The organism is Marinifilum sp. RC60d5, from assembly GCF_052400665.1.
In the GTDB taxonomy this organism is placed as follows: Bacteria; Bacteroidota; Bacteroidia; order Bacteroidales; family Marinifilaceae; genus JBQTGK01.
Genome location: NZ_JBQTGK010000002.1, coordinates 724,949 through 747,037 on the forward strand (window position 1 = coordinate 724,949; position 22,089 = coordinate 747,037).

The window sequence follows — 22,089 nt, forward strand, 5'->3', positions numbered from 1 at the left end:
CAATGGCAGCCCTTATTAAACTAGATATTATCTAATTTAAATGAAAAGATTCAGGTTCGATTGTTCTGCTTCGGCTAAATAAGAAGCAACACCACCAATTTGTACTCCATCAAGAAGTTCTTCTTTTGTAATTCCCATTACATCCATAGACATTTGGCAGGCAATCATTTCAATACCGTTGTCCATTGCTGTTTGAATTAAATCCTCCAGAGAATCTACTTTTTTAGAAAGCATACGTTTCTTCATCATTTTCGATCCTAATCCCATTATATTCATTTTCGATAGTTTAAGATCATCGGCACTGCCAGCCATCATTTTGCCAAACATTTTACCCATTAAATCTTTATCGACTTTAGGCTTTCTTGCTTTTTTAATAATATTTAATCCCCAAAAAGTAAAGAATAGGGTTACTTTATGCCCAGTTGTAGCCGCTCCATTGGCAATTACAAATGTTGCTAAAGCTTTATCCAAATCATCAGAAAAAACAACCAAAGTTTTGTTTTTTGGCAATTCTACCGTTGCACTGGCTTGTTTCTCTTTTTTCTGTTTTTCGATAAGAGCAGTATAAACACCTTTTTCCGAATCGATAGAAATTAACTTATTACCAGTCATTTTACACCAGGCTTCGGCATCTTTTGCAAAACCAGCGTCGGTAACCTTTTGTTGTAAGCGTTCTCCATCTTCCAGCTTATCCATTTCTTGCTTTAGCTTGATAATAGGACCTGGACATTGCAGACCACAAGCATCAACTTCGATGGTTTTAATTTCTGATAATTCTGATGCAGTAGTTTTGGTTTCGGCTTCAGTTTTAGGTTTTACTCTGTAAATATGGCTATCACGAGCAATATAGCACGATTCAAAAATATCCTCATTACTTTGTTTGCAGGTAGCGTATTCGTAAGTTTTGTATCCTCCACTTAAGTTATAAACTTCGGTAAAGCCTTTTTGCATTAAAATTCTGGCTGCAAAGTAACCACGTAGGCCAACTCCACATAATACAATAATTTTTTTGTCTTTTGGAATTTCATCTAAACGATTTCTTAGTGCATCCAATTCGATATTTACTGAGTCTTCAATACCTCCAAGTTCGTATTCGTCTGGAGTTCTAACATCTAAAATAAAATTATTAGGAGAATGCGATTGTTGTAATTCATCCCAATGTATAATATTTACCAATCCTTCAATAATGTTACCAGCTGTAAATCCGGCTTGATTAACAGGATCTTTTGCAGAGGAAAACGGAGGAGCATAAGCATGTTCAATTTCCTGCAAATCGTAAATAGTTCCACCTCTTTGTAAAACTGTTGCAATAAGATCAATTCGTTTATCCACACCTTCGTATCCAATAATTTGAGCTCCGAAAAGCTTGCCATTTTCAGGATCGAAGGTTATTTTAATTGTGCTTGGCATTGCTCCGGGATAGTAGCCCGAATGAGAACCTCCATGAATAATGTTAGAAATATATTTAATTCCTTCTTTTTTCAGGACTTTCTCTGCTAATCCTGTAGATCCTACTGTAAGATCGAATACTTTGGCAATGGCTGTTGCAATGGCTCCTTTGTATTTTTGTTTGTGTCCATTAACCAGGTTGTTGGCCAACATTCTTGCTTGTTTGTTAGCCGGACCAGCTAAATAGGTATTGGTATATTTACCAGTAATAGGATGTGGAAATGCCATTGCATCGCCCAATGCATATATATTTTCATCGCTGGTTTGAAGATATTCGTTCACTTTTATACCGCCATTAGGAGCCAGTTCAATATCAGCTTCTTTTATTAGTTTGGTTTCCGGACGAACTCCAATCGAAAGAATAACCATATCAGCTTCTACCTTACGACCCGATTGTAAAAGAATATTAATATAGTCGCCTTCTCTTTTAAATTCGCTAACTCCATCTTTCAAATAGAACTCAACATTTTTTGTTTTAAGATGCTGGTGAACTTCGGCAGCCATTTCATAATCTAATGGAGTCATAACCTGTTCAGCCATTTCAACAATGGTAACCATCATACCCAAATGATGTAGGTTTTCGGCCATTTCCAATCCAATAAAACCAGCACCAACAACAACGGCTTTTTTAGGTTCTTTATTTTCACAATAACTTTTAATTTTGTCCGTATCCATAACATTACGAACAGTAAAAATAGCTTCGTCTTTAATACCGGGAATAGGAGGTTTTATAGGCTCAGCACCTGGCGATACAATTAATTTATCGAAGGTTTCTATATAGGTAGTATTGTTGTTTAAATCTTTTACTTCAACACTTTTGTTTTTACGATTTATTGCAACTACTTCATTTTTAACTCGTACGTCAACATTTAGTCGCTTGTTAAAGCTTTCGGGAGTTTGAAGAAGTAGATTTTCTCTTTCGCTAATTACACCACCAACGTAATAAGGCAGACCACAATTTGCATAAGATATATGCTCACCTCTTTCAAACATGATAATTTCGGCAGATTCGTCTATTCTTCTTAATCGGGCAGCTGTTGTTGCACCTCCTGCTACACCACCTATTATTAAATACTTAGCCATTGTGTTGATATATTTATAAAAGTTTATATTTATTCAGATTAATATCTACGCAAATGAATGTATATTCACTTGGATATGTAGATATACACATATTTACAGTGCAAATGTAAGATTTCATTAAAACTAAGCACATTTTCTTCCCGAAAATTAAATATGTTGCACAGCAGATTTATATACTTTATTTGGGTGTATCCTTGTAAATATAGGCCATTTGTCGTTTCTCTATTTTTTAAATTCTCTTATAATTGAGAATATTCCCGCAACAATTTTATCAGCATATTGTAATTAAATTTGTTTGATTGGCATGAATATTAATCTTATTTTTAATAAATGATTTACTTAAGATAATATTACTTTTAATGATAAAATGTGAAAACTTAAGTTTCAAAATTCAGGAACATGTAATTTGTGAAAATTTATGTTTTCACATTAAGCGAGGTGAATCCCTATGTTTTAGTGGAGAATCGGGGAAAGGCAAAACAAGTTTGCTAAAAATGATAATGGGAATTTTAATACCCAATTCGGGAAAGCTTACCATTAATGGTTTAGAGCTGTGTTCTGATAATATTAATAAGATTAGAAGTCAGATAGCCTGGCTACCACAAAATGTTAATTTACCTGTTAACTCTACGAATGAATTCATTCATTTTCTGAATTTTAATAAACAAAATATCGAAACTTTTGATGCTTATTGTGAAAAGTTGATATTAAGAAAAATAGGAAGATTAAATAAATTCAACGAAATAAGTGGAGGAGAGAGGCAGCGGATTCTTATTGCTGCCTGCTTAAGTATGAACAAAGCTATTCTTTGTTTCGATGAGCCCACTTCTGCGTTAGATAGTCATTCTATTGACTTGTTAATTAAATTACTAAATGATATTAGAGGACTAACTATTCTTTCTAGTTCGCACAATGCGAAATGGATTAACTATTGTAATCGCAACATAAGTTTATGAAAGAAATTGTAGATATAAGCATTGGAAGTTTGGCATTCGGATTTCTGATTTTGCTAATTCCTATTGCAGGTTTTTTCTATTTTAAAGTAAGAATTGTAAAAGATACTCTTATTGCGTTATTACGTATGATATTGCAATTGTCGATGATTGCTGTTTATTTAGAGTATATCTTTGATTGGAACAATGCATGGGTAAATATTATTTGGGTTGTAATAATGATTTTGGTTGGTGCTTTTACCACAATAAAGCGAGTAGGCTTAAATTATCGATATTTTATTTTTCCATTTTTTCTTGCCGGATTTACCAGTATTCTTATACTCGATTCATTTTTTCTGGGTATTGTTATTCATCTCGATTATTTGTTTGATGCAAGATATTTTGTGCCTATATCAGGTATGATATTGGGGAATGCCCTAAATCATAACATTGTGGGAATAAGTACCTATTTTGATAGATTAGTAAAAGAGCAGGATCTCTATTATTTTCTTTTGATTAATACCAACAACAAAAAACAAACACTTGCACCATTTATAAGCGAAGCCATTGCAAAAGGTTTAAATCCTTTAATCGCAAACATGTCGGTTATTGGTTTAATATCCTTACCAGGAATGATGACAGGACAAATACTGGGAGGTAGTTCACCACTTATTGCCATTAAATATCAAATATTAATAATGATTGCCATTTTTGTTGGAAGTTCCTTAAATTTAATAATAAGTATACTATTAGCCAATCGGTTTGTTTTTGATGATTTGGGCAGGATAAAAGCTCGTATTTTTAAGCAATAGATAATTGTTTTTAATCTTAATTGGTAGTATTCAGATTAATGTAATAATTAACGCAACCGTTTTCGTTATTTGAATTAATTCTAAACTTATCTCTTTCATTTATTTTTTATTGATGTTAACTCAAATAAATGTATTTTAGCAGCAAATAAAAGGATAAAAGCCTTTTTTGTAACAAACTCTAAGTAAATAGATGAATTTAATTGAAATTTATTTTTATGTTCTTGCTTACCTGGTAAGCTACTTTGAGATTTTTGGTGGACTTTAATATCCATCCTCTTCCTTGATCCTAAATATTTAGGATTACTATTCCTATACACATTTATTTTATTGATTATTGAATTTGAAACTTAGTAGTATCAAATGAATAATTACTCTTTTATGATACATAAAATTATTTTATGTGATTCGTATAAGTAAAAGAAAACAAAATAGTTAAACAAATATAACATGCAAAAGTCTTTACTATTAGGTGTAGAAGCCATTGCACAGGGTGCAATCGATGGCGGAATGTCCGGAGTCTATGCTTACCCTGGAACACCTTCAACTGAAATTACAGAATATGTTCAACACTCAAAGCAGGCACAAAAGCTGAATATCCATCGCGAATGGGCTGCTAACGAGAAAACTGCTATGGAATCTGGTTTGGGAATGTCTTATGCCGGTAAGCGTTCTATGGTATGTATGAAACATGTGGGTTTAAATGTTGCAGCCGATTGTTTTATGAATTCAGCCATTACAGGAGCTAATGGTGGTATGCTTGTGGTGGTTGCCGATGATCCATCAATGCACTCTTCTCAGAATGAGCAAGATTCCCGTGTATACGGTAAGTTTGCTATGATGCCAATTTTGGAACCATCAAATCAGCAGGAAGCCTATGATATGGCTCGTTATGGTTTCGAATTATCCGAAGCTTGCGGTATTCCGGTCTTAATCAGAATTACAACACGCCTTGCACACTCACGAGCAGGAGTTACCCGAGTTGCCGAAGTTAAAGATCAAAATAACTTAAAATTACCAGAGGATAAAGTGCAATTTGTATTACTTCCTGCTATTGCACGTAAGCGATATAAATTACTTTTAAATAACCAGGAGAAATTCGAAGCTGCTTCCGAAGAGTCTGAATTTAACGCTTATGCTGAAGGTGCAGATAAATCGATGGGAATTATTGCTTGCGGATTGGGCTATAATTATTTAATGGAGAATTATCCTAATGGAGAATGTCCTTATCCGGTAGTAAAAGTTTGTCAATATCCAATTCCTCGTAAGATGATTGAAAAAATTACTGCGGAATGCGATAAAGTGATGGTTTTAGAAGAAGGATATCCGGTAATTGAAGAATTATTAAAAGGATATTTGGCAAAAGAAGCTGTTTTGGGCCGTTTAGATGGTACTTTATCTCGCGATGGTGAATTAACTCCCGATATGGTTGGAAGAGCCTTAGGCTTCGAAATTGAAGATGGTGCTGATGTTCCTGATTTAGTTGCCGCTCGTCCTCCTGCTTTATGTGTTGGTTGTTCTCATATTGATGTTTATAAAGCATTAAACGAGGTGATTGCAGAGTATGGAGCAGGACGAGTATTTTCTGATATTGGATGCTATACTTTAGGTGCCTTGGCTCCATTTAATGCAATTAATTCTTGTGTTGATATGGGAGCATCTATTACCATGGCTAAAGGAGCTGCCGATGCCGGATTAATCCCTTCGGTTGCAGTTATTGGCGACTCTACCTTTACTCACTCGGGAATGACTGGTTTATTAGATGCCGTTAACGAAGGAAGTCCCATTACAGTAATCATATCTGATAATGAATCCATTTCGATGACCGGAGGACAAAAATCTTCGGCAAAAGGCAAATTGGAATCAATTTGTGAAGGTTTGGGTGTTGAGGCAGATCATCTTCATGTAATAACAGCAGTACCTAAAAAACGAGACGATTTAAAAGATCTTATTCGAAAAGAGTGCAATTACAATGGAGTATCAGTAATTATTCCACGACGTGTTTGTGTGCAGAAGAATATTCGCGATCAGAAATTAAAAAAAGCGATGAAAGCAAGATCAGCAGCTAAAGCATAATATATAATTAACAATTAAGAATTAGTAATTACGAATTATTGATTACGTAAAATAATATAGACATGAAAACAGATATGGTCATAGCAGGTGTTGGCGGTCAGGGAATTTTATCCATTGCTGCTGCTTTAGGTTCTGCTGCTTTAGACAATAACTTAAATATGAAACAAGCTGAAACTCATGGTATGAGTCAGCGAGGAGGTGATGTTCAGTCGTTCATGAGAATTTCTGATCAGCCAATTTATTCAGATATAATTCCCAAAGGTGGTGCTGATATTATTTTATCGGTTGAGCCAATGGAAGCATTGCGTTATTTGCCATACTTAAAAAAGGGAGGTTACGTAGTTGCTAACTCAACTCCTTTTATTAATATTCCTGATTATCCTGAAATGGAAAAATTGGAACAGACAATTAAGGCACTTCCTAATTATGTATTAATTGATGCTGATAAAATAGCAGAAGAAACCACAGGATCTAAGCGTGCTTTCAATTTTGTGATGTTGGGTGCAGCTTCACCTTTTATCGATGTTCCTTTTGAGTATCTTGAGGAAGGAATTCGTAAAATTTTCGGAAGAAAAGGAGAAGAGGTAGTAGAAATGAACATCAAAGCTTTGCATGCAGGGCGTAAGTTTGCTCAGGAAAATAAATAAACTCTAAATTCAATTACTATAATTCAAAATCCCCGATTTGATGATTCATTTCGGGGATTTTTCTATCAGTTAAGATTACTTAGCTGCTTTTGCTTCATCTAAAATTTCGGTAATTGATCTTACGGAATTGGCAACTTCTCTTTTAAAAGGATGATTTGGCATGATACCACTTTCTGCATCTAAACCGTTAAATATACTCATCCATATTGCACTAATTCCAAATGCAACCAATAAATCTGTTTTATGATTTATAGTGAAAATTTGTCTGTATAATTCAATTACCTTGTTAAATTTAAGCGAAATTTGAAACGCATAAGAAGAATCATGATCTTTATTGTTTAGCATGTGATAACTAATTGCATCGACAAAAGTTTGTGAGAGTTTTTCAGATTCTATTTGTATTTTTGTGCGTTTAATCGGATTAATATCCATATCGTTAACACCATTTAATATTAATTCATTAATATCATTAAGGCTAAGCGTTTTTTTTAAAAGTATGGGATCCATCGTATTAACTTTTTTATTTCCTATCTAAAGTAGCAGAAAAATACGAGAATACTAAGATATGAGTCTATTATTGTTCGCTTGATTATTATTTTATATATAGGGTTTTAAATGGGTAGAATCCTGATTTATAAGCTATCAGAATGTTAATAGTAGAATTTATCGTGTTGGAATATAGAAACTAAAAGTAGAGCCTTTTCCCTGAATACTTTCTACCCATATTTTACCATTATTTATTTCAATAAATTCTTTACAGAGAGTTAACCCTAAGCCTGTACCTTTTTCTTTATTTGTGCCCAAGGTAGAGTTGTTAACATCAATTTTAAAAAGTTGATCTATTTGTTTTCTAGACATTCCAATTCCGGTATCGCTAATTGAGATAGTTGTATTTTTAGAATCAGATGTTGCACTAATATTTATTTCACCATTATTAGGAGTGAATTTAAGCGCATTGTTTATAAGATTTACAATTATAGTTTCTAATGAATGTTTATCAGCGAATCCTGTAGTTTCTGAGCTTAAATGGTTGGTAATAGTAATATTTTTAAGTTTAGCACTTGCTTTTAACGGAGATATGCTGCTTTGAACAATTGAATGAATATTTAGATTTTCTTTCTTGATAGTAGGATTACCTCCTTGTATTCGAGACCAGGTAAGCAGATCTTCCACTAAATTGAAAGATCCTTTCGAAGCTTCTTTTAAATCATTAATATAAGATTTACGATCCTTGTCGGATAAATCATCGTAATTTTCGTACAATAATTTACTTAAAACAATCAGTACATTAAAAGGAGCTCTTAAGTCGTGAGCAATTATTCCAAAGAATTTATCTTTTGTGCGGTTGGCTTTTTCTAATTCTTGTTTTTGTTCTTCAATTATTTTATGAGCTTGTTTTTTTAATCTGGCTCTGTTTAGTAAAATCATAACTAAAACAATAACCAGAATAGCTAAAATAAGAAAGAAATTTCGCAGTTGAGTTTGTTTATCGACTTGAAGCTTATTGAAGGATAGGTCTTTACGCAAGCTTTCGTTTTCGTTTTCTTTAAGTTTGGTTTGGAATTTTGTTTCGAGTTGTGAGATTTGCTTTTGACGATTTTCGTTAAAGATACTATCTCTAAGTTGTAGTTCTAATTCTTTGTAAGTTAATGCTTTGTTTAATTGATTTGTGGCTTTAAAATACGAACTATAGGTTTTATATAAATCTATTTTATTGGTATTTACATTGTATTTATCGATTATTGATTTTGCTTCATCGATACTATATTTAGCTTGTAGGTATTCTTTTTTACGAATTTGAAGGTCTCCAAGTAAAATTAAATTTACAATAAGCTGGCCATAAGATTTCCCCTCTCTGTTTAAAGCAACGGCATGTTGTAAGTAGCCATTAGCAGCTTCGGTTCTGTTTAGGAATATATTAGTTTGCCCGAGGTTAGCATATACCTGTGAAATATGTAGTTTATTATTTAGTTTTAGAAATGCTGTTAAACTTTTATTGAAATATAGTAATGCTCTTTTGTAATTACCTTTTTTGTTGAGGCATGAACCGATATTATTTAGTGCCGATGCATAAGCAAGTGTGGTAATAGTCGTGTCGGATGTTACAATTACTTTTTCAAAATAATTAATTGCTTTATCTATTTCCTCATTGTACATTAAAGTTGTTCCAATATTTAAGGATAGATTTATAATTTTAGTTGATAATTTTAAGCTATCGGCAATATTGTATGCTTTGGTGAACTTTTCTAAAGCAATTGTATATTTTCCTTGGCTTAAAAAGTTGGAGGCTATGGTATTTAAACATTGTAATTTAAGTTTTGCATGATTAGCTGTTATGGCCGATTTATAAGCTTTGTTTAGATAAAAAAGAGAACTGTCGGTTTGTCCTGTGGCATAAAAAATAAAACCTTTAAAGTATACAGATGAAATTTTTTTGTTTGTTAAATTTTTACTAAATGCTAAATTAATTGCTTGCTGATTGTATTTAGTCGCATCTTTAACCTTTCCCTGTAATACTGATGCATAAGTTAAATTATTAAGAGCACTAATTCGGGTACTATCTATATTGTATAATTTTGCTAACGAATCAGTTTTTTTTGCATATTTATATAAAAGGGAGCTATTGGTATAGAAAACCTCATGTGCTAATTCGTTATAAATATAAGCTTTGTTTTCATTTTTTGCATCCTGCAATTTATTTTGTAAACAATCAACTTTTGTTTGGCTAAAAATTGAGTTGCTATAAAAAATAATTAATGTAAATACGAAGCAATATTTCATAATTCTCACTCTGTTATGTTGGTATTGGGTTTTATTTTTAATAATATCTGAGTTTTACGTTACTGTGATTAATTTGTTATGCAATTTCATTGAATAATTAAAAATATGATTATTTAAGTTTTAATACTTTTATTATAGTGAAAAAAAAATAACATTTTATTGAATGAATTGCTCTTTTATTAAGAGCGACATTACAATTAAAAAGTAGAAAAGGAAATGTTTTGGTCCTTATTTTTTTTGTTTTCAATTGCGTACTCTTATTTTACTTTTGTTATTAAATTATGTAATAAACATCTGATTTGGTTAATGTAAAGAAAGTATTAAGAGAAATTAAACCTTGCATCTAATTGTTAAAATAGTTAAAATTGCAATGCTTTAGTGGGGGGAGATTTATTAATTAGAAGAGGAAGGAGTGTATGGATTATTTCTTTGTGATTTGTTTGGCTATTTTGGTATATTTTATTGTATCAACTCTATCACGTAATACAAATCATCTTTCCGACCGTATATTTATATTCTGGTTATTTCTTGTAGCTCTGGCTGAAGTTACTTTTTTTCTGTCTTCTCAAAACCTGTTCGAAGATTTTCATACTGTATATGAGTTTGCTTGTGGTAGCCATGTTTTGCATGGAACAGTATTTTATTTCTACATACAGAGTTTAATTAATAAATCTTTTCGTTTCCAAAAAAAGCACCTGCTGCATTTAATTCCATTTACCATTTATATGGGTTATAAAACTACGGTAAAATCGATGGGCTTGGTCGATTGTATTGGCGAAGGTGGATGTTCTCATTCCGATAATATTTATTCGGTCGTTTCTGTCTATATGAAATTTGCTATTACTCTGGCTTATGTTCTGGTTACGTGTGTCAAAATTTGGAAGGAGAGGAGAAACAACATTTTCTGTAAAGAAAATCCTTGTGTGATTAAATGGATCAACAGTGTTGGAAATGGAGTGTTAATTCTACTATCGCTTATTTTTTTAATAAAATTATTATCTGGTTTGGGTGTTAGTTTTCTAATCGATCAGGTAATGTTAATCGATATTGTTGTTACTATTTTTGTAATTTCATTTGTTCATATTTACTCTAGGTATGCTTATGTTTTTGCACAGCCATTTAATGCTGAACTAGGTCAGGTAGTTATTAAAAATGAGATTGAAGAGGAAGACAATACACAACAATTTGACAAGCAATACCAGCAAATTTGCGATTTTATATTGCTTAATAAAGTATATAAAGATGGCGATTTAACATTGCGCAAATTATCGTCTATGATAGAATTGCCTGAGCATATTATTTCGCAATCGATAAATCGTTGTGCTAACCGATCTTATTCCGATTTTATAAATTCCTATCGTGTAAAACACTTTGTGGAGCTTATCGAGCAAAATGCACATAAAAATGAGACTTTATTGTATTTGGCTTATGAATGTGGGTTTAACTCCAAATCTTCATTCAATCGTGTGTTTAAACAATTTTACGATATTACTCCTACCGAATATATTAAAAGTAAAGAGTAGATTGCTGACCATTTGAGAATAACTTATTGATATTCATCATGTGTTTAGCAACTAATTTTTAACAATCTTTCGGATTATTTGGTGGAGTTTACAGTTTTAGAGTAGATGCTTATAGTTTTTTTCGACCTACTCGCAAACTTTTTACAGGTACTCACAAGGTTTTTCTACCTACTCACAATTTTTTTGCAGGTACTCGCAATTTTTTTGTTTGGCTTCGCAAGGCTTTCGTTCGACTGCGTGACATTGTTCATAACTCTGTGTCAGCATACTCGACAGAGAGAGCTTTTCTTTGCGCACATTTTTTGTTTGGCTTTGTTTTTTGATAGAGAAATTTGTTATGGTACATTAGAAATGAGATGCTTTTATTACGCCTATAGTTATTATGTATATATTTTAGAGAGAATATAGATAGTATTGTAATGAAAAGACAATTAACCTATTAGGCGGGGCATATTACGAAATTATACCTTTTTTATAGTGCCATATTACAATATGGCACTTAATTTAGTACATGATTTTGTTAATTAGAAAAGCATAAGCACTGGTTTGCTTATGTGTAAAAACTAACAAGTATTATTAATTTAAATTTTTCTAATTATGAAAAAATTATTATTTGCCAGCCTAATAGGCCTGGTATTGTTTACTGCATGTTCCAATGACAGTCAGGAAGAAGATAAACTTACTTTTGCTGATATTGAGGAGGAGTTTGGGTTTCAAACTCCTTTATCTGATTATGCAAAAAAGAAAATAATTGAGAAGTTTCAAAATGTTAATGACTATAGAGACTTTTTATTGGTAGCGAAAGATAAATTGTCAAAACGTTTATTTGAAACTCAAACTAAGGAAGGAGCTAATAAAGAGGTTACTTTAATTGCTCCAGATGATATCTTGACTATGACTTGTAGTCGATGTGATATCATTTTAGAACGTGCAGAAGAGGAAGGTTTTGATCTTCCAGTTTCTTGCAGAGCAGGAGCTTGTTCAACTTGTGCTGGTAAAATAACAGAAGGAGAAGTTGATCAGTCTGATCAATCGTTTTTGAATGAAGATCAGCTGGCAGCTGGTTTTGTTCTGCTTTGTGTTGCATATCCTAATTCGAATTGCGAAATATTGACCCATAAAGAAGGAGAGTTAGAATAAACTTTAAAATATTAAATTATGAAATATATATACATAAAAGTAGGCATAATAATAATGTTTATATCTTTAATTGGATGTAGTGATGAGTCTAGTAATGATGGGTTGGATAAAGAATTTGATAAAATAGAAAAAGAATATAACTTCCAAAAACCATTAAGTGATTTAGCAAGGGAACATATAATTGAGCGATATCATAATATTGATAATTTCAGAGAGGCAATAGATAATCAAATAGCGAGGATTAAATTGTGTGGTGATACAGTGAAGTCAACAGTTAAATCTGATAAGTATTATAAGGTTACTCTGTATATGCCTGATGGTGAGGTTGATATTTATCCTGATCGTTGTACATATATACTTGATGAGGCTTTATCCGATGGAATAGATCTTCCATATTCATGTAAAGCTGGGGCTTGTAGTTCATGTGTAGGAAGATTATTGTCAGGCGAGGTAGATCAAGATGAACAGACATTCCTGAATGAAGATCAAATTGCTGAAGGTTGGGTATTGTTATGTGTTGCATTTGTAAACTGTAATTGTGATATTGAAACTCATCAGGAGGCTATGTTATAACATATACATTTAAACTAAATTAAAGTATCAAAAATAATGAAAAAAATAGTTGTTATATTATTTGTGTTTGTTGGTTTATATGCAAACTGTCAAAAAATAGATAAAGAGTATTTGAATTATGATTATTTAAATCATGATTATAAATATTTGGACAAGAATTTCGAAATAAATATAGCTTCAGAAACATTTCAGTTTTTAATCAAGAAGTACAAATATTTTCCGGAAAGAATAAACACTTGCAGAGATTCATTGGGGGTTGTTTTAATGGGAGAGTTTAATGATTGGACAAAAGCGAGAATTGCAAAACAAAGAATTCTGTTTAGTCCGTTGAGAGCTAGTTATTATCTGTGGACGACAGAAGATAAAATACGAGAGCTATGTAAAAAGTATGAATATAGATATGTTTATCGCTTTTATGAATATTTCAGTTCTGAGGAATGTAAATGGGATGATGATATGAAGTTGTTCATGTCTGAATTAAGAAAAAAGGTAATTGAACACACAAATAATGAATCTGTATCTGAAATGGCAAACAAGGAATTTTTGAATTTTGCCTTATTGCATAATCCCAAACGAATAAAAGATTACGAAGCAATGAAAGCCAAACGGGCAAAAGGTGATATGTCCTGTGGTAAAAAAGACTGTTGTCAAAATAAGAAAAAGTAGTATTTAAAATGAGTAGTAAGAAGCTTGTAGCATTTAGTTGTTGCAAGCTTTTTTTGTGAAAAATACCAAAATCATGGTATTGATATGCTGATGATATCCCATGATATTTGCATCGGCTTTTTAACAGGGATTTTGTAAGTATATCGAAATGGTAAATGAGAAAAGCAAGGTAGTTTTAGGGGAATTGTGCTGGTTTCATGCTATGAAATAAGTAAATACCTCCTTTTTAGAGTGAATCCATATAGAATTGTAAATAACAGAAAAAGAAAGCTATAGAGGTGTCAAAATACAAAATGACACCTTGCAAAAGGTGTCATATCACAAAATGCGGCGATAGAGCGTGTATCATTTCCCACTTTTCGGTCAGTTTAAAAAATCAATCTAAATCTTATGAGTAAAAAACGAGTTAGCCTTTTCAGGAATATAATACAGTTTTCTGTTTTAGGACTGATTGTACTATTTTTTATAGGAAATCAAGTAGGCTTAAGTGTAGTCGATTTTGAGACTTATTGTCCAATGGGTGGAATACAAGCATTACTTACTTTAATGCAGGATGGTATTATAGCCTGTAATATGACAGTAACACAAATGGTAATGGGAATTATATTCCTATTAACAGTATTGGTGTTGGGAAAGTTATTCTGCAGTCATTTGTGTCCTTTAGGAACAGTAGCCGAATGGTTAGGTAAGTTAGGCGATAAATTAAAAATTCGTAAAGATATAAATGGTGTGCCAGATAAAGCACTAAGAAGTTTGAAGTATATATTACTGTTTTTAACTCTTACCATTACTTTAAAGACAGGTGAATTATTTTGTAAAACTTACGATCCTTTTTATGGAAGTGTAACCATGTTTGGGCATAGAGTAAACTATTTATTTGCCACAATTTCAATCTCTGTTTTTGTATTGGGATCTGTAATTTTCAGATTATTCTGGTGTAAGTATTTGTGTCCGCTGGGAGCAATTTCTAATATTTTTAAATATTGGATAAGTGTTAGTGTTGTAGTTGTTGTTATGACAGCAATGTATTTTTTCGAAGTAGGAATTGATATTGCTTATGTTTTTGGAATTATTTGTTTGGTGGGTTATGTACTCGAGATCTTTAAAATAGATACCAAGCAACAATCAGTACTAAAAATTACTCGTCATACACATACTTGTATCGATTGTGGATTGTGCTCAAGAACCTGTCCTCAGGGAATTGATGTTGCAGACCTTGAAATGGTGAAGCACCCCGATTGTAATCTTTGTGGCGATTGTGTTTCGGCATGTCCTAAAGAAGGAGCTCTTACTTTAAACGAAAAGTTAAATGTAAAATGGTTGCCTTCTTTAATTGTTGTGGTTCTTTTTGTAATCGGTTTAATAATTGCTGGTCAGTTTAATTTACCTACAGTTTCAAAATCATGGGGAACAGCTCCTCAAATGGAAAAATCGAAAGAATTTACCATTAATCACATGAGCCATTTAACTTGCTTTAGTAGTTCTATGGGCTTTGTACGCCAAATGAAAGAAGTTGAAGGTATACTTGGAGTTTCTACCTATATCGGCGATAAAAAAGCAGAGATAACTTATGATACAACAAAAATTGACGAGCTAAGCATTCGTAAAATGTTGTACAGTCGATCAAAGCAATTTATTCATGCGCCAGAATTAAATCAGGAATTGGTTGTTCACAAACTTCGAATAGCAAAATATTTAACCAAAGACGATCTAGCTATTATGGCAGAAGCTCTTAAAGGGGAAAAAGTTTATCAGCTCGAGACACAGTTCGATACAGAAGTTAGAATGCTTGCTTTTTGCGATGCAAATGTAAGCGAATCGGATATTGAAAACTTAATTGCTTCAATTAAATATCGCAGAAGTAATCCTTTCGAAGTTAAAGATGTAGTGAAATCTGCCATCCCAATTAACGGTTTAGGTTTAATGAAGCGAACATTTAAAAAGTATAAAGCAATATTTAACGATTACAAAACTTACCCTAGAGAGCAATTGAGATCTGTAATGTTGGTATTGGAAGATTTTCCTAAAAATGAAAGCAAATTTAAGGAACTGGCCAATCATCTTGCTAAAAAGTACAAAGGTGTTGTTGGTATTACCGCAGACTACGAGACTCAACCAGAAGTAAGATTCTTCTATATCGAAGGTATGGCTAATCCACAGGAAATTGTCGATTGGGTTTCTCAGAAAGAAATGACTTTGGTTTATACAACAGGAGAAACAGCACAAGTTGATAACCCTTATAGATTTAAATAAATATAATCCCCCAATAGAATCATTAAATAACCAATCTATGAATAAAATTTATCTAATAGCACTTCTAGTCTGCCTTCAGTTCCAGGTTTTTGCTCAGGGATTTATGGTAAAAGGAACAGTCACCGAAGCAGGCAATAAACTGGGAATACCAGGTGTTACTGTGCTGGAAAAAGGTACATCGAATGGTGTTACTACCGATATCGATGGAAACTACAGATTAAAACTGACCCAAAAAGATGCAGTATTGCTGTTTTCTTTTATTGGTTACGAAACTCAGTTTATATCGGTAAAAGGTCAGTCTGTAATTAATGTAAAATTAAAAGCTGCCGATCAGAAACTAGGCGAAGTTGTTATACTTGGTTATGGTAGCGTAAAATCTCGCGAAGCAGTAGTTGGTTCTGTTGAGCAGGTAAAATCAGACGATTTATTAAAGCACTCTAATGCACAAAGTGTCGACCAAATGCTCGAAGGACAAGTTGCAGGTGTGTATTTGGAATCGGACGATGGAGATCCAACTAGTCCTGTTAAGGTCCGTATTCGTGGTAATAATTCTTTACCTGATTTAGGAACAAGTTTTACAGCCTCAAGTGAGCCATTGTATATTTTAGACGGTGTGCCATTGATTGATGCATTGAACCCTAATGTAAATACAGGGACGGAAACTGTAGTTAATCCATTAGCTCTGATTAATCCCGAGGATATTGAGTCTGTTTCGATTTTGAAGGATGCTTCAGCAGCAGCAATTTATGGTGCGAATGCAGCAAATGGTGTTGTTATTATTACTACCAAAAAGGGTAAACAGGGCAAAACAAGAGTGACAGTTTCGCAAAAAATGTTAATCAATACTCCCATTAATAAAATTGAGTATCTGAATGGAGAGCAATACGTTGAGTTAGCTTCTGAATTTTATAAAAATACTGGCTATGCTGAAGAAGATATTTCTGATTTAGTGGGTACTACTGATGTTTACACCAATTGGAGAGACTTAACACTTCAAAATTCAGTTTCGAATCAAACTAACCTTACTATCTCTGGTGGTGGAGAAAAAACTCTTTATCGTTTATCTCTTGGTTATAAGGATAATGAAACAACAACCAAGGGAAACGATTATGAATCGATTACCTCTCGCTTAAGTTTAGATAGTGAATTAGCAAAAGGAGTACGATTATCATATTCGGGAGGTATAACTTCTTTTAAAACAAATAAGTACAGTGCTTATGCTACTTATGCCTATAAGCCTAATATTTCGGTTTATGATGACAATGGGGATTATACGCAGATGGAAACTTATGCAAATCCTTTGGCGGCATTAGAACAAAACGAAAACTATTCAAAGAAATTTTATTCGAATAATAGTTTGAAATTAAACGTAAAGATTTCGAAGAACTTTAGTACGAGATCGATGTTTGGTTTGGATTATACCAATACTAAAAACTATACTTTTTACTCGAAAGAGAATGGTTTAGGACGAAAGAAAAATGGATATATTAAAGAAGTCCGTCGTGAAAATATGAACTGGATTGCCAATTCACAATTGGAGTATAACGGAATTTATAGAAACCATACAGTAGGAGTTTCGGCAGGTATTCAGTTCAGACATGATGATACCAATAGTACATCAGTTTCTGAGCAAAATTTAATTACCGAGAAACTAAGAATACCTGGTCAGGCTCAAGATGACGAGTATAGCACAGTTTCGGCTTATGAAAGTGAAAATGCCATGAGATCATATTATGGTAGATTGAACTATGATTTCAATAAAAAGTATTTCATGTCAATTAATTATCGTGCGGATGCATCATCTTATTTTGGAGGTGATCAGCAGGTAGAAAACTTTGCTTCCATTGGTGGTTCATGGATTATTTCAAAAGAGAATTTCTGGATTGAAAATGATATCATCAACTTTGTAAAATTAAAAGCTTCTTATGGTAAGTTGGGAAATGCAAAAGTTGGATCTTATTCAGCTAGAGGATTATATAGTTACAATACTTCGTCAAATTATAATGGTAAACTGATTGCAACGCCTTATGCCGCACCAAATGAAGATTTAGGATGGCAAAAGTCGTTTAAATTCAATACAGGTTTAACCATTAAATTTATGAAGAAATTTAATTTGGATGTTGAATACTACAACAACAAAACTAAAGATGGTATTATGTCTTTAGATGTGGTTCCTGAAACAGGTTGGAATACAATATCAGTTAATACTGCCGATTTAACAAATTATGGTTTAGAAGTTACATTGAAAGCCAGTAATATTAATATTGGTGATGTAAAGTGGAATTCGAATTTTAATGTAGGTTTTAATAAAAGCCGTCTGGATAAACTAAATGCTTATGCGGATAGATTAGTTTCAGGAACTGCAGGTTTAATTGTTGGAGAGTCCACGTCTTTAATTATGGGAAATAAATATGCTGGAGTAAATCCTGAGAATGGTAATCCGCAATGGACAATGAAAAATGGCACTGTAACTGATAATTATAGTGATATCTCCGGTGATATAAATGAGAAGGTAATTATTGGTAAGAGCAATCCTGATTTTACAGGAGGTTTCTCTAATAATTTTAAGTACAAAGGATTCAATTTAGGATTTATGATCGCTTTTGAATATGGTGCCGATAGAATGCTTCCTTATGCTGCAAGAGACATGGAAAATATCAAAACATTCCATTTGTATAACAAGAGTGTAAACTTACTAGATAGATGGCAAAATCCTGGTGATATTACTGATATTCCTCGTTTAGATCAGAATATCTCATTTAATGCTTATAGTGATAGATTTTTATTCGATCAAACAAATATCTCTCTTCGTTCAGTTTCACTAAAATATGATTTTCCTGAGCACATTTGTCAGGTTCTTAAATTAAACAGAGCATCAGTGAGTGCGAATGTTTCGAATATTTACACTTGGTATAAAGATCCGGGTAAATCAAACAGAAACGGATTAAAGGAATATCGTTACACTTTCCCTCAATCAAGAATATTTGCTTTCCAATTGAACTTAGGAATTTAATCAACATTTAAAAAAGAAGAGATGAAAAAATTAATATACATAGGATTACTGGCAATTGGTTTTGCATCATGTTCTGATTTTTTGGATATAGATGACGAAACTAAGATTTCCAACGATAAGTTGTTTTCAACTCTAAGTGGAGTAGAAGAAGCATTGAATGGTGCTTATTATGAAATGGGCGATTTCAATTACTATGGTTGTAATTTAATTATGGCAGCTGAAGTTAAAGGAGGAAATTTAAAATTTAACGACTTAGCTCAGGGCTCACCTTTTGCAGCATATTATTTACCGGCATTTCAATTTACCCATGCCGAGGATGGGCAGGATGATTATTTCGATGATTTTTATGCTGAGATTTATAATGTTATCAGTCAGGCAAACAATGTAATTGAAAATATAGAGTATGTGACTGATGCAACAGATGCAGAAAAGGCACAGGCAGTTGCAGAAGCAAAAGCAATTCGTGCATTGGCTCATTTCGATTTAACTAAGTTATATTCTCAGCCATATACCTATACTGCAAATGCTCAACATATGGGTATACCTTATATGCATAAGAATATTGCCTACGATGAATACACAACAAGAGATCTTTTATTTAATAATTATGAAGATATAATTTCAGATTTATTAGATGCTGAAAATTCTTTAGGAACTGCAATTGGTATAGAAGAAGCCAAGTATGCAAAAGCTTACATGTCAAAAGTAGCTGCACAAGCTCTATTGGCTCGTGTATATCTTTATAAAAACGATTGGGATAAGGCGAAAGAATTTGCTACCAAGGTTATCGAGAATGGAAGTATATCATTGATAAGTAATTCAGAAGTGGTTGACTATTATGCCAATAGCAATCCAACAAGTGAAGATATTTTTATCATTGACAATTCAGGAATGAACCAAGCGGCTCCACTTTCCGATAGAATTGGAATAAAAGATGATAGAACAACATTGTATTTAATTGCAAGTAATGATATTATCGATTTGTATGAAGATGGTGATGTTCGTGCTCAGTTATTTGCTCAGCAACTGGGACAGACTTTAACAAGTAAATGGACAGAATTTAGCGATAAGGATCATTACACTCCAGTAGTTCGTTTGGCGGAAATGTATTTGATTCGTGCTGAGGCTTCCTTAAACCTTCCAGTTAGTGATGAAGTTCAGGCTCGTGCCGATTTGGATGTGATTCGTAAGCGTGCAAATCCAAATGCAGCAAATTTACAATTATCAGGTTCGGCTTTAAAAGAAGAATTATTCCAGGAAAGAAGACGTGAATTAGCATTCGAAGGTCATTTGTTTTTTGATATGGTAAGAATGGGAAGAGACTTACGACGTGTCGATTGTAATGCTCTTCAAAATGTAAATATCGATTATCCAAGTGATTTGTTTGTGTTGCCTATTCCAGAGGATGCTATTGAAGGTAATCCATATATGGTACAAAATGCTGGATACTAATAAACAAGTAAGAAAAATTAATATTTAATCATAGGTATTCCTGATTCCCCTTGGGGATATCTAATAACCAAAAATCTATTAACAAGATGAAGAAAAGTTATTTAAACCTAATGTGGTTAATGGTAGCCACGCTATTTTTAGCAAGTTGTAGTGATGATAATGATCCTGTTATCCCTAAATTATCAATATCTGCAGATGCAGTAGAAGTTTCAGAAACAGCTACTTCTGCTTTGGTTGTAAAAGTAAATGCTGATGCAGTTTTGGAAACTGCTTATACTGTTGGGATTGCTCTTTCGGGAACTGCAGTTGAAGGTGTAAACTATCAGGATATTGCAAAAACAGTAACCATTCCGGCAAATTCTGCTTCTGTTAACATTTTTGTTACTCCTATTAATGTTTCGGCTATTGAGGATAGTAAAGTTGTAACTATTGCTTTACAGCCAGGAACCGATTATGAATTATCGACTCCTGCAAATGTAGATATCACGATTGTTGACAATGCAAATCCTCCTTCAGACGCTCCTGAAGTATCGTTTGCTACATCTAATATTGTAACCAATCCATACCTGGAAGAAGTAAAAACAATTACTGTTGGTTTAAGTAAAACTTATGCTTCTGATCTTGTAATTCCTTTGACTATTGGTGGTGATTTAGTTGCTGATACTGATTTCGAAATTGAAGGTTTAACAAATAATGCAATTACAATTGTTGCCGGTAATGTTTCTGCTGATTTCACAGTAACTATGAAAAATACTGCAGTTGTTGATATGGATAAAACTGTAACATTTGGATTTGCAACTCCAACGATAACTGATTATGCTGTAAAAGCAAGTGAAAATACTGTCGCAATTAATGCTGTTGACCCACAGGTAGATTTCTCTTCTTGGTTTAATGAAGAAAATAAATATGGTTATTTCTTTGGTGATCAGACAACTAGTACAACTACTTATAAAACTGACTTGGTTGGATATGATACAAAACGTTACTACTGGAATGAAACAGATGCTGCCTGGAAGACATTTACGGGAGAACATTATTTTAATATTGCAGAAAGTGATAATAATCAGTGGGGAGAAGTGATTAATACTTTTCAAAAAGTTGTTGGAGGAAGATTTATTTATTCAGATGTTTTTGAACGATATGAAATACAGTCTGGTGATTACTTGGGACTAACAAAGTTTTTTACAAATGAAGCAACTTATTTGAAGACACCTTTTAAGTCTACTGGATGGTTCCGTTTTGCAACAACTGATGCTTCTGCTACAGAAGGAGTTGTTGTGATTCCTGAGCAAACGTTAACCTTTTACAAGGCTGATATGGATGTTTGGAAAGAAAAAACTACGATAGAGGTGGAGATAGATGATGCTGGTACTTTAAAGGATAAGAGCTATTATGCTTGGTATGCTGATTCAAGAGAAACACAAGGTGATGTAACTAAATCAACATTGGTAACTCCTGTTACTGTTCATGTTGCAAAATCTGTTGGTACCTTTGATTCTGTAACAAAAGAAATTCTTGTAGACGTTACATTTACATGTGATGATGCAGATATTTCTTTTGACGAAAAATATGGAACAAAAGATGGAGATACTTATACATTAAAACTTAAGTACATTCCAGCAAAATAAAAAATAGATAAAAGAGTGATTGGGTGTTGATCCAATCACTCTTTCTTATAAGAATTCAACAATT

The 22,089-nt window shown here is 32.8% G+C and carries 15 protein-coding genes; 12 read left to right on the top strand and 3 right to left on the bottom strand.

The genetic code is table 11. The features are described 5' to 3' along the window. Nucleotides 1-36 precede the first annotated feature (36 nt). Complete coding sequence (locus tag ACT3CE_RS06955; RefSeq protein ID WP_444709040.1) at nt 37-2,532, bottom strand: FAD-dependent oxidoreductase; 2,496 nt, start codon at nt 2,530-2,532, stop codon at nt 37-39. 359 nt (nt 2,533-2,891) lie between these two features. Between ACT3CE_RS06955 and ACT3CE_RS06960 the strand changes: the two genes are divergently transcribed. The 4 genes from ACT3CE_RS06960 to ACT3CE_RS06975 all read left to right on the top strand — a co-directional run bounded on the left by ACT3CE_RS06960 (nt 2,892) and on the right by ACT3CE_RS06975 (nt 6,996). Next, a complete protein-coding gene (locus ACT3CE_RS06960) occupies nt 2,892-3,488 on the top strand; it encodes an ATP-binding cassette domain-containing protein (protein ID WP_444709041.1) in 597 nt (198 codons plus the stop codon). Then, entirely contained in the window at nt 3,485-4,276 is a 792-nt protein-coding gene (locus ACT3CE_RS06965) for an ABC transporter permease (RefSeq protein WP_444709042.1), read from the top strand. The genes ACT3CE_RS06960 and ACT3CE_RS06965 overlap by 4 nt, the downstream gene beginning before the upstream one ends. Nucleotides 4,277-4,723: 447 nt before the next feature. Next, nucleotides 4,724-6,349 (top strand): thiamine pyrophosphate-dependent enzyme, encoded by a 1,626-nt coding sequence (locus ACT3CE_RS06970; protein WP_444709043.1) that lies wholly within the window; start codon nt 4,724-4,726, stop codon nt 6,347-6,349. Nucleotides 6,350-6,411: 62 nt separating this feature from the next. Further along, on the top strand, nt 6,412-6,996 hold the full coding sequence (locus tag ACT3CE_RS06975; RefSeq protein WP_444709044.1) for an indolepyruvate oxidoreductase subunit beta: 585 nt from the start codon (nt 6,412-6,414) through the stop codon (nt 6,994-6,996). A 75-nt stretch (nt 6,997-7,071) separates the two neighbouring features. On the opposite strand, the gene ACT3CE_RS06980 is transcribed toward ACT3CE_RS06975, so the two are convergent. Together ACT3CE_RS06980 and ACT3CE_RS06985 are read right to left on the bottom strand one after the other, a co-directional pair. Then, on the bottom strand, nt 7,072-7,503 hold the full coding sequence (locus ACT3CE_RS06980) for a hypothetical protein (RefSeq protein ID WP_444709045.1): 432 nt from the start codon (nt 7,501-7,503) through the stop codon (nt 7,072-7,074). Nucleotides 7,504-7,659: 156 nt separating this feature from the next. Further along, nucleotides 7,660-9,777, bottom strand: coding sequence for a tetratricopeptide repeat-containing sensor histidine kinase (locus ACT3CE_RS06985; RefSeq protein ID WP_444709046.1), 2,118 nt, complete (start codon nt 9,775-9,777; stop codon nt 7,660-7,662). A 416-nt stretch (nt 9,778-10,193) separates the two neighbouring features. Between ACT3CE_RS06985 and ACT3CE_RS06990 the strand changes: the two genes are divergently transcribed. From ACT3CE_RS06990 to ACT3CE_RS07025, 8 genes are all read left to right on the top strand, one after another. After that, nucleotides 10,194-11,300 carry a helix-turn-helix domain-containing protein gene (locus ACT3CE_RS06990; protein WP_444709047.1) on the top strand — a complete coding sequence of 369 codons (1,107 nt, stop codon included), beginning with the start codon at nt 10,194-10,196 and terminating at the stop codon, nt 11,298-11,300. Between the two features lie 597 nt (nt 11,301-11,897). Further along, entirely contained in the window at nt 11,898-12,440 is a 543-nt protein-coding gene (locus ACT3CE_RS06995) for a 2Fe-2S iron-sulfur cluster-binding protein (RefSeq protein WP_444709048.1), read from the top strand. A gap of 18 nt (nt 12,441-12,458) precedes the next feature. Next, a complete protein-coding gene (locus tag ACT3CE_RS07000; RefSeq protein ID WP_444709049.1) occupies nt 12,459-13,013 on the top strand; it encodes a 2Fe-2S iron-sulfur cluster-binding protein in 555 nt (184 codons plus the stop codon). A 36-nt stretch (nt 13,014-13,049) separates the two neighbouring features. Next, entirely contained in the window at nt 13,050-13,679 is a 630-nt protein-coding gene (locus tag ACT3CE_RS07005; protein WP_444709050.1) for a hypothetical protein, read from the top strand. Nucleotides 13,680-14,069: 390 nt separating this feature from the next. Next, nucleotides 14,070-15,932: a 4Fe-4S binding protein gene (locus ACT3CE_RS07010; protein WP_444709051.1), complete on the top strand. Its 1,863-nt coding sequence runs from the start codon at nt 14,070-14,072 to the stop codon at nt 15,930-15,932. Nucleotides 15,933-15,969: 37 nt separating this feature from the next. Then, nucleotides 15,970-18,945 (top strand): SusC/RagA family TonB-linked outer membrane protein, encoded by a 2,976-nt coding sequence (locus tag ACT3CE_RS07015; protein ID WP_444709052.1) that lies wholly within the window; start codon nt 15,970-15,972, stop codon nt 18,943-18,945. 21 nt (nt 18,946-18,966) lie between these two features. Further along, complete coding sequence (locus tag ACT3CE_RS07020) at nt 18,967-20,397, top strand: RagB/SusD family nutrient uptake outer membrane protein (protein WP_444709053.1); 1,431 nt, start codon at nt 18,967-18,969, stop codon at nt 20,395-20,397. A gap of 86 nt (nt 20,398-20,483) precedes the next feature. Beyond that, nucleotides 20,484-22,025, top strand: a complete 1,542-nt coding sequence (locus tag ACT3CE_RS07025; RefSeq protein WP_444709054.1) for a hypothetical protein — start codon at nt 20,484-20,486, stop codon at nt 22,023-22,025. Nucleotides 22,026-22,089 lie beyond the last annotated feature (64 nt).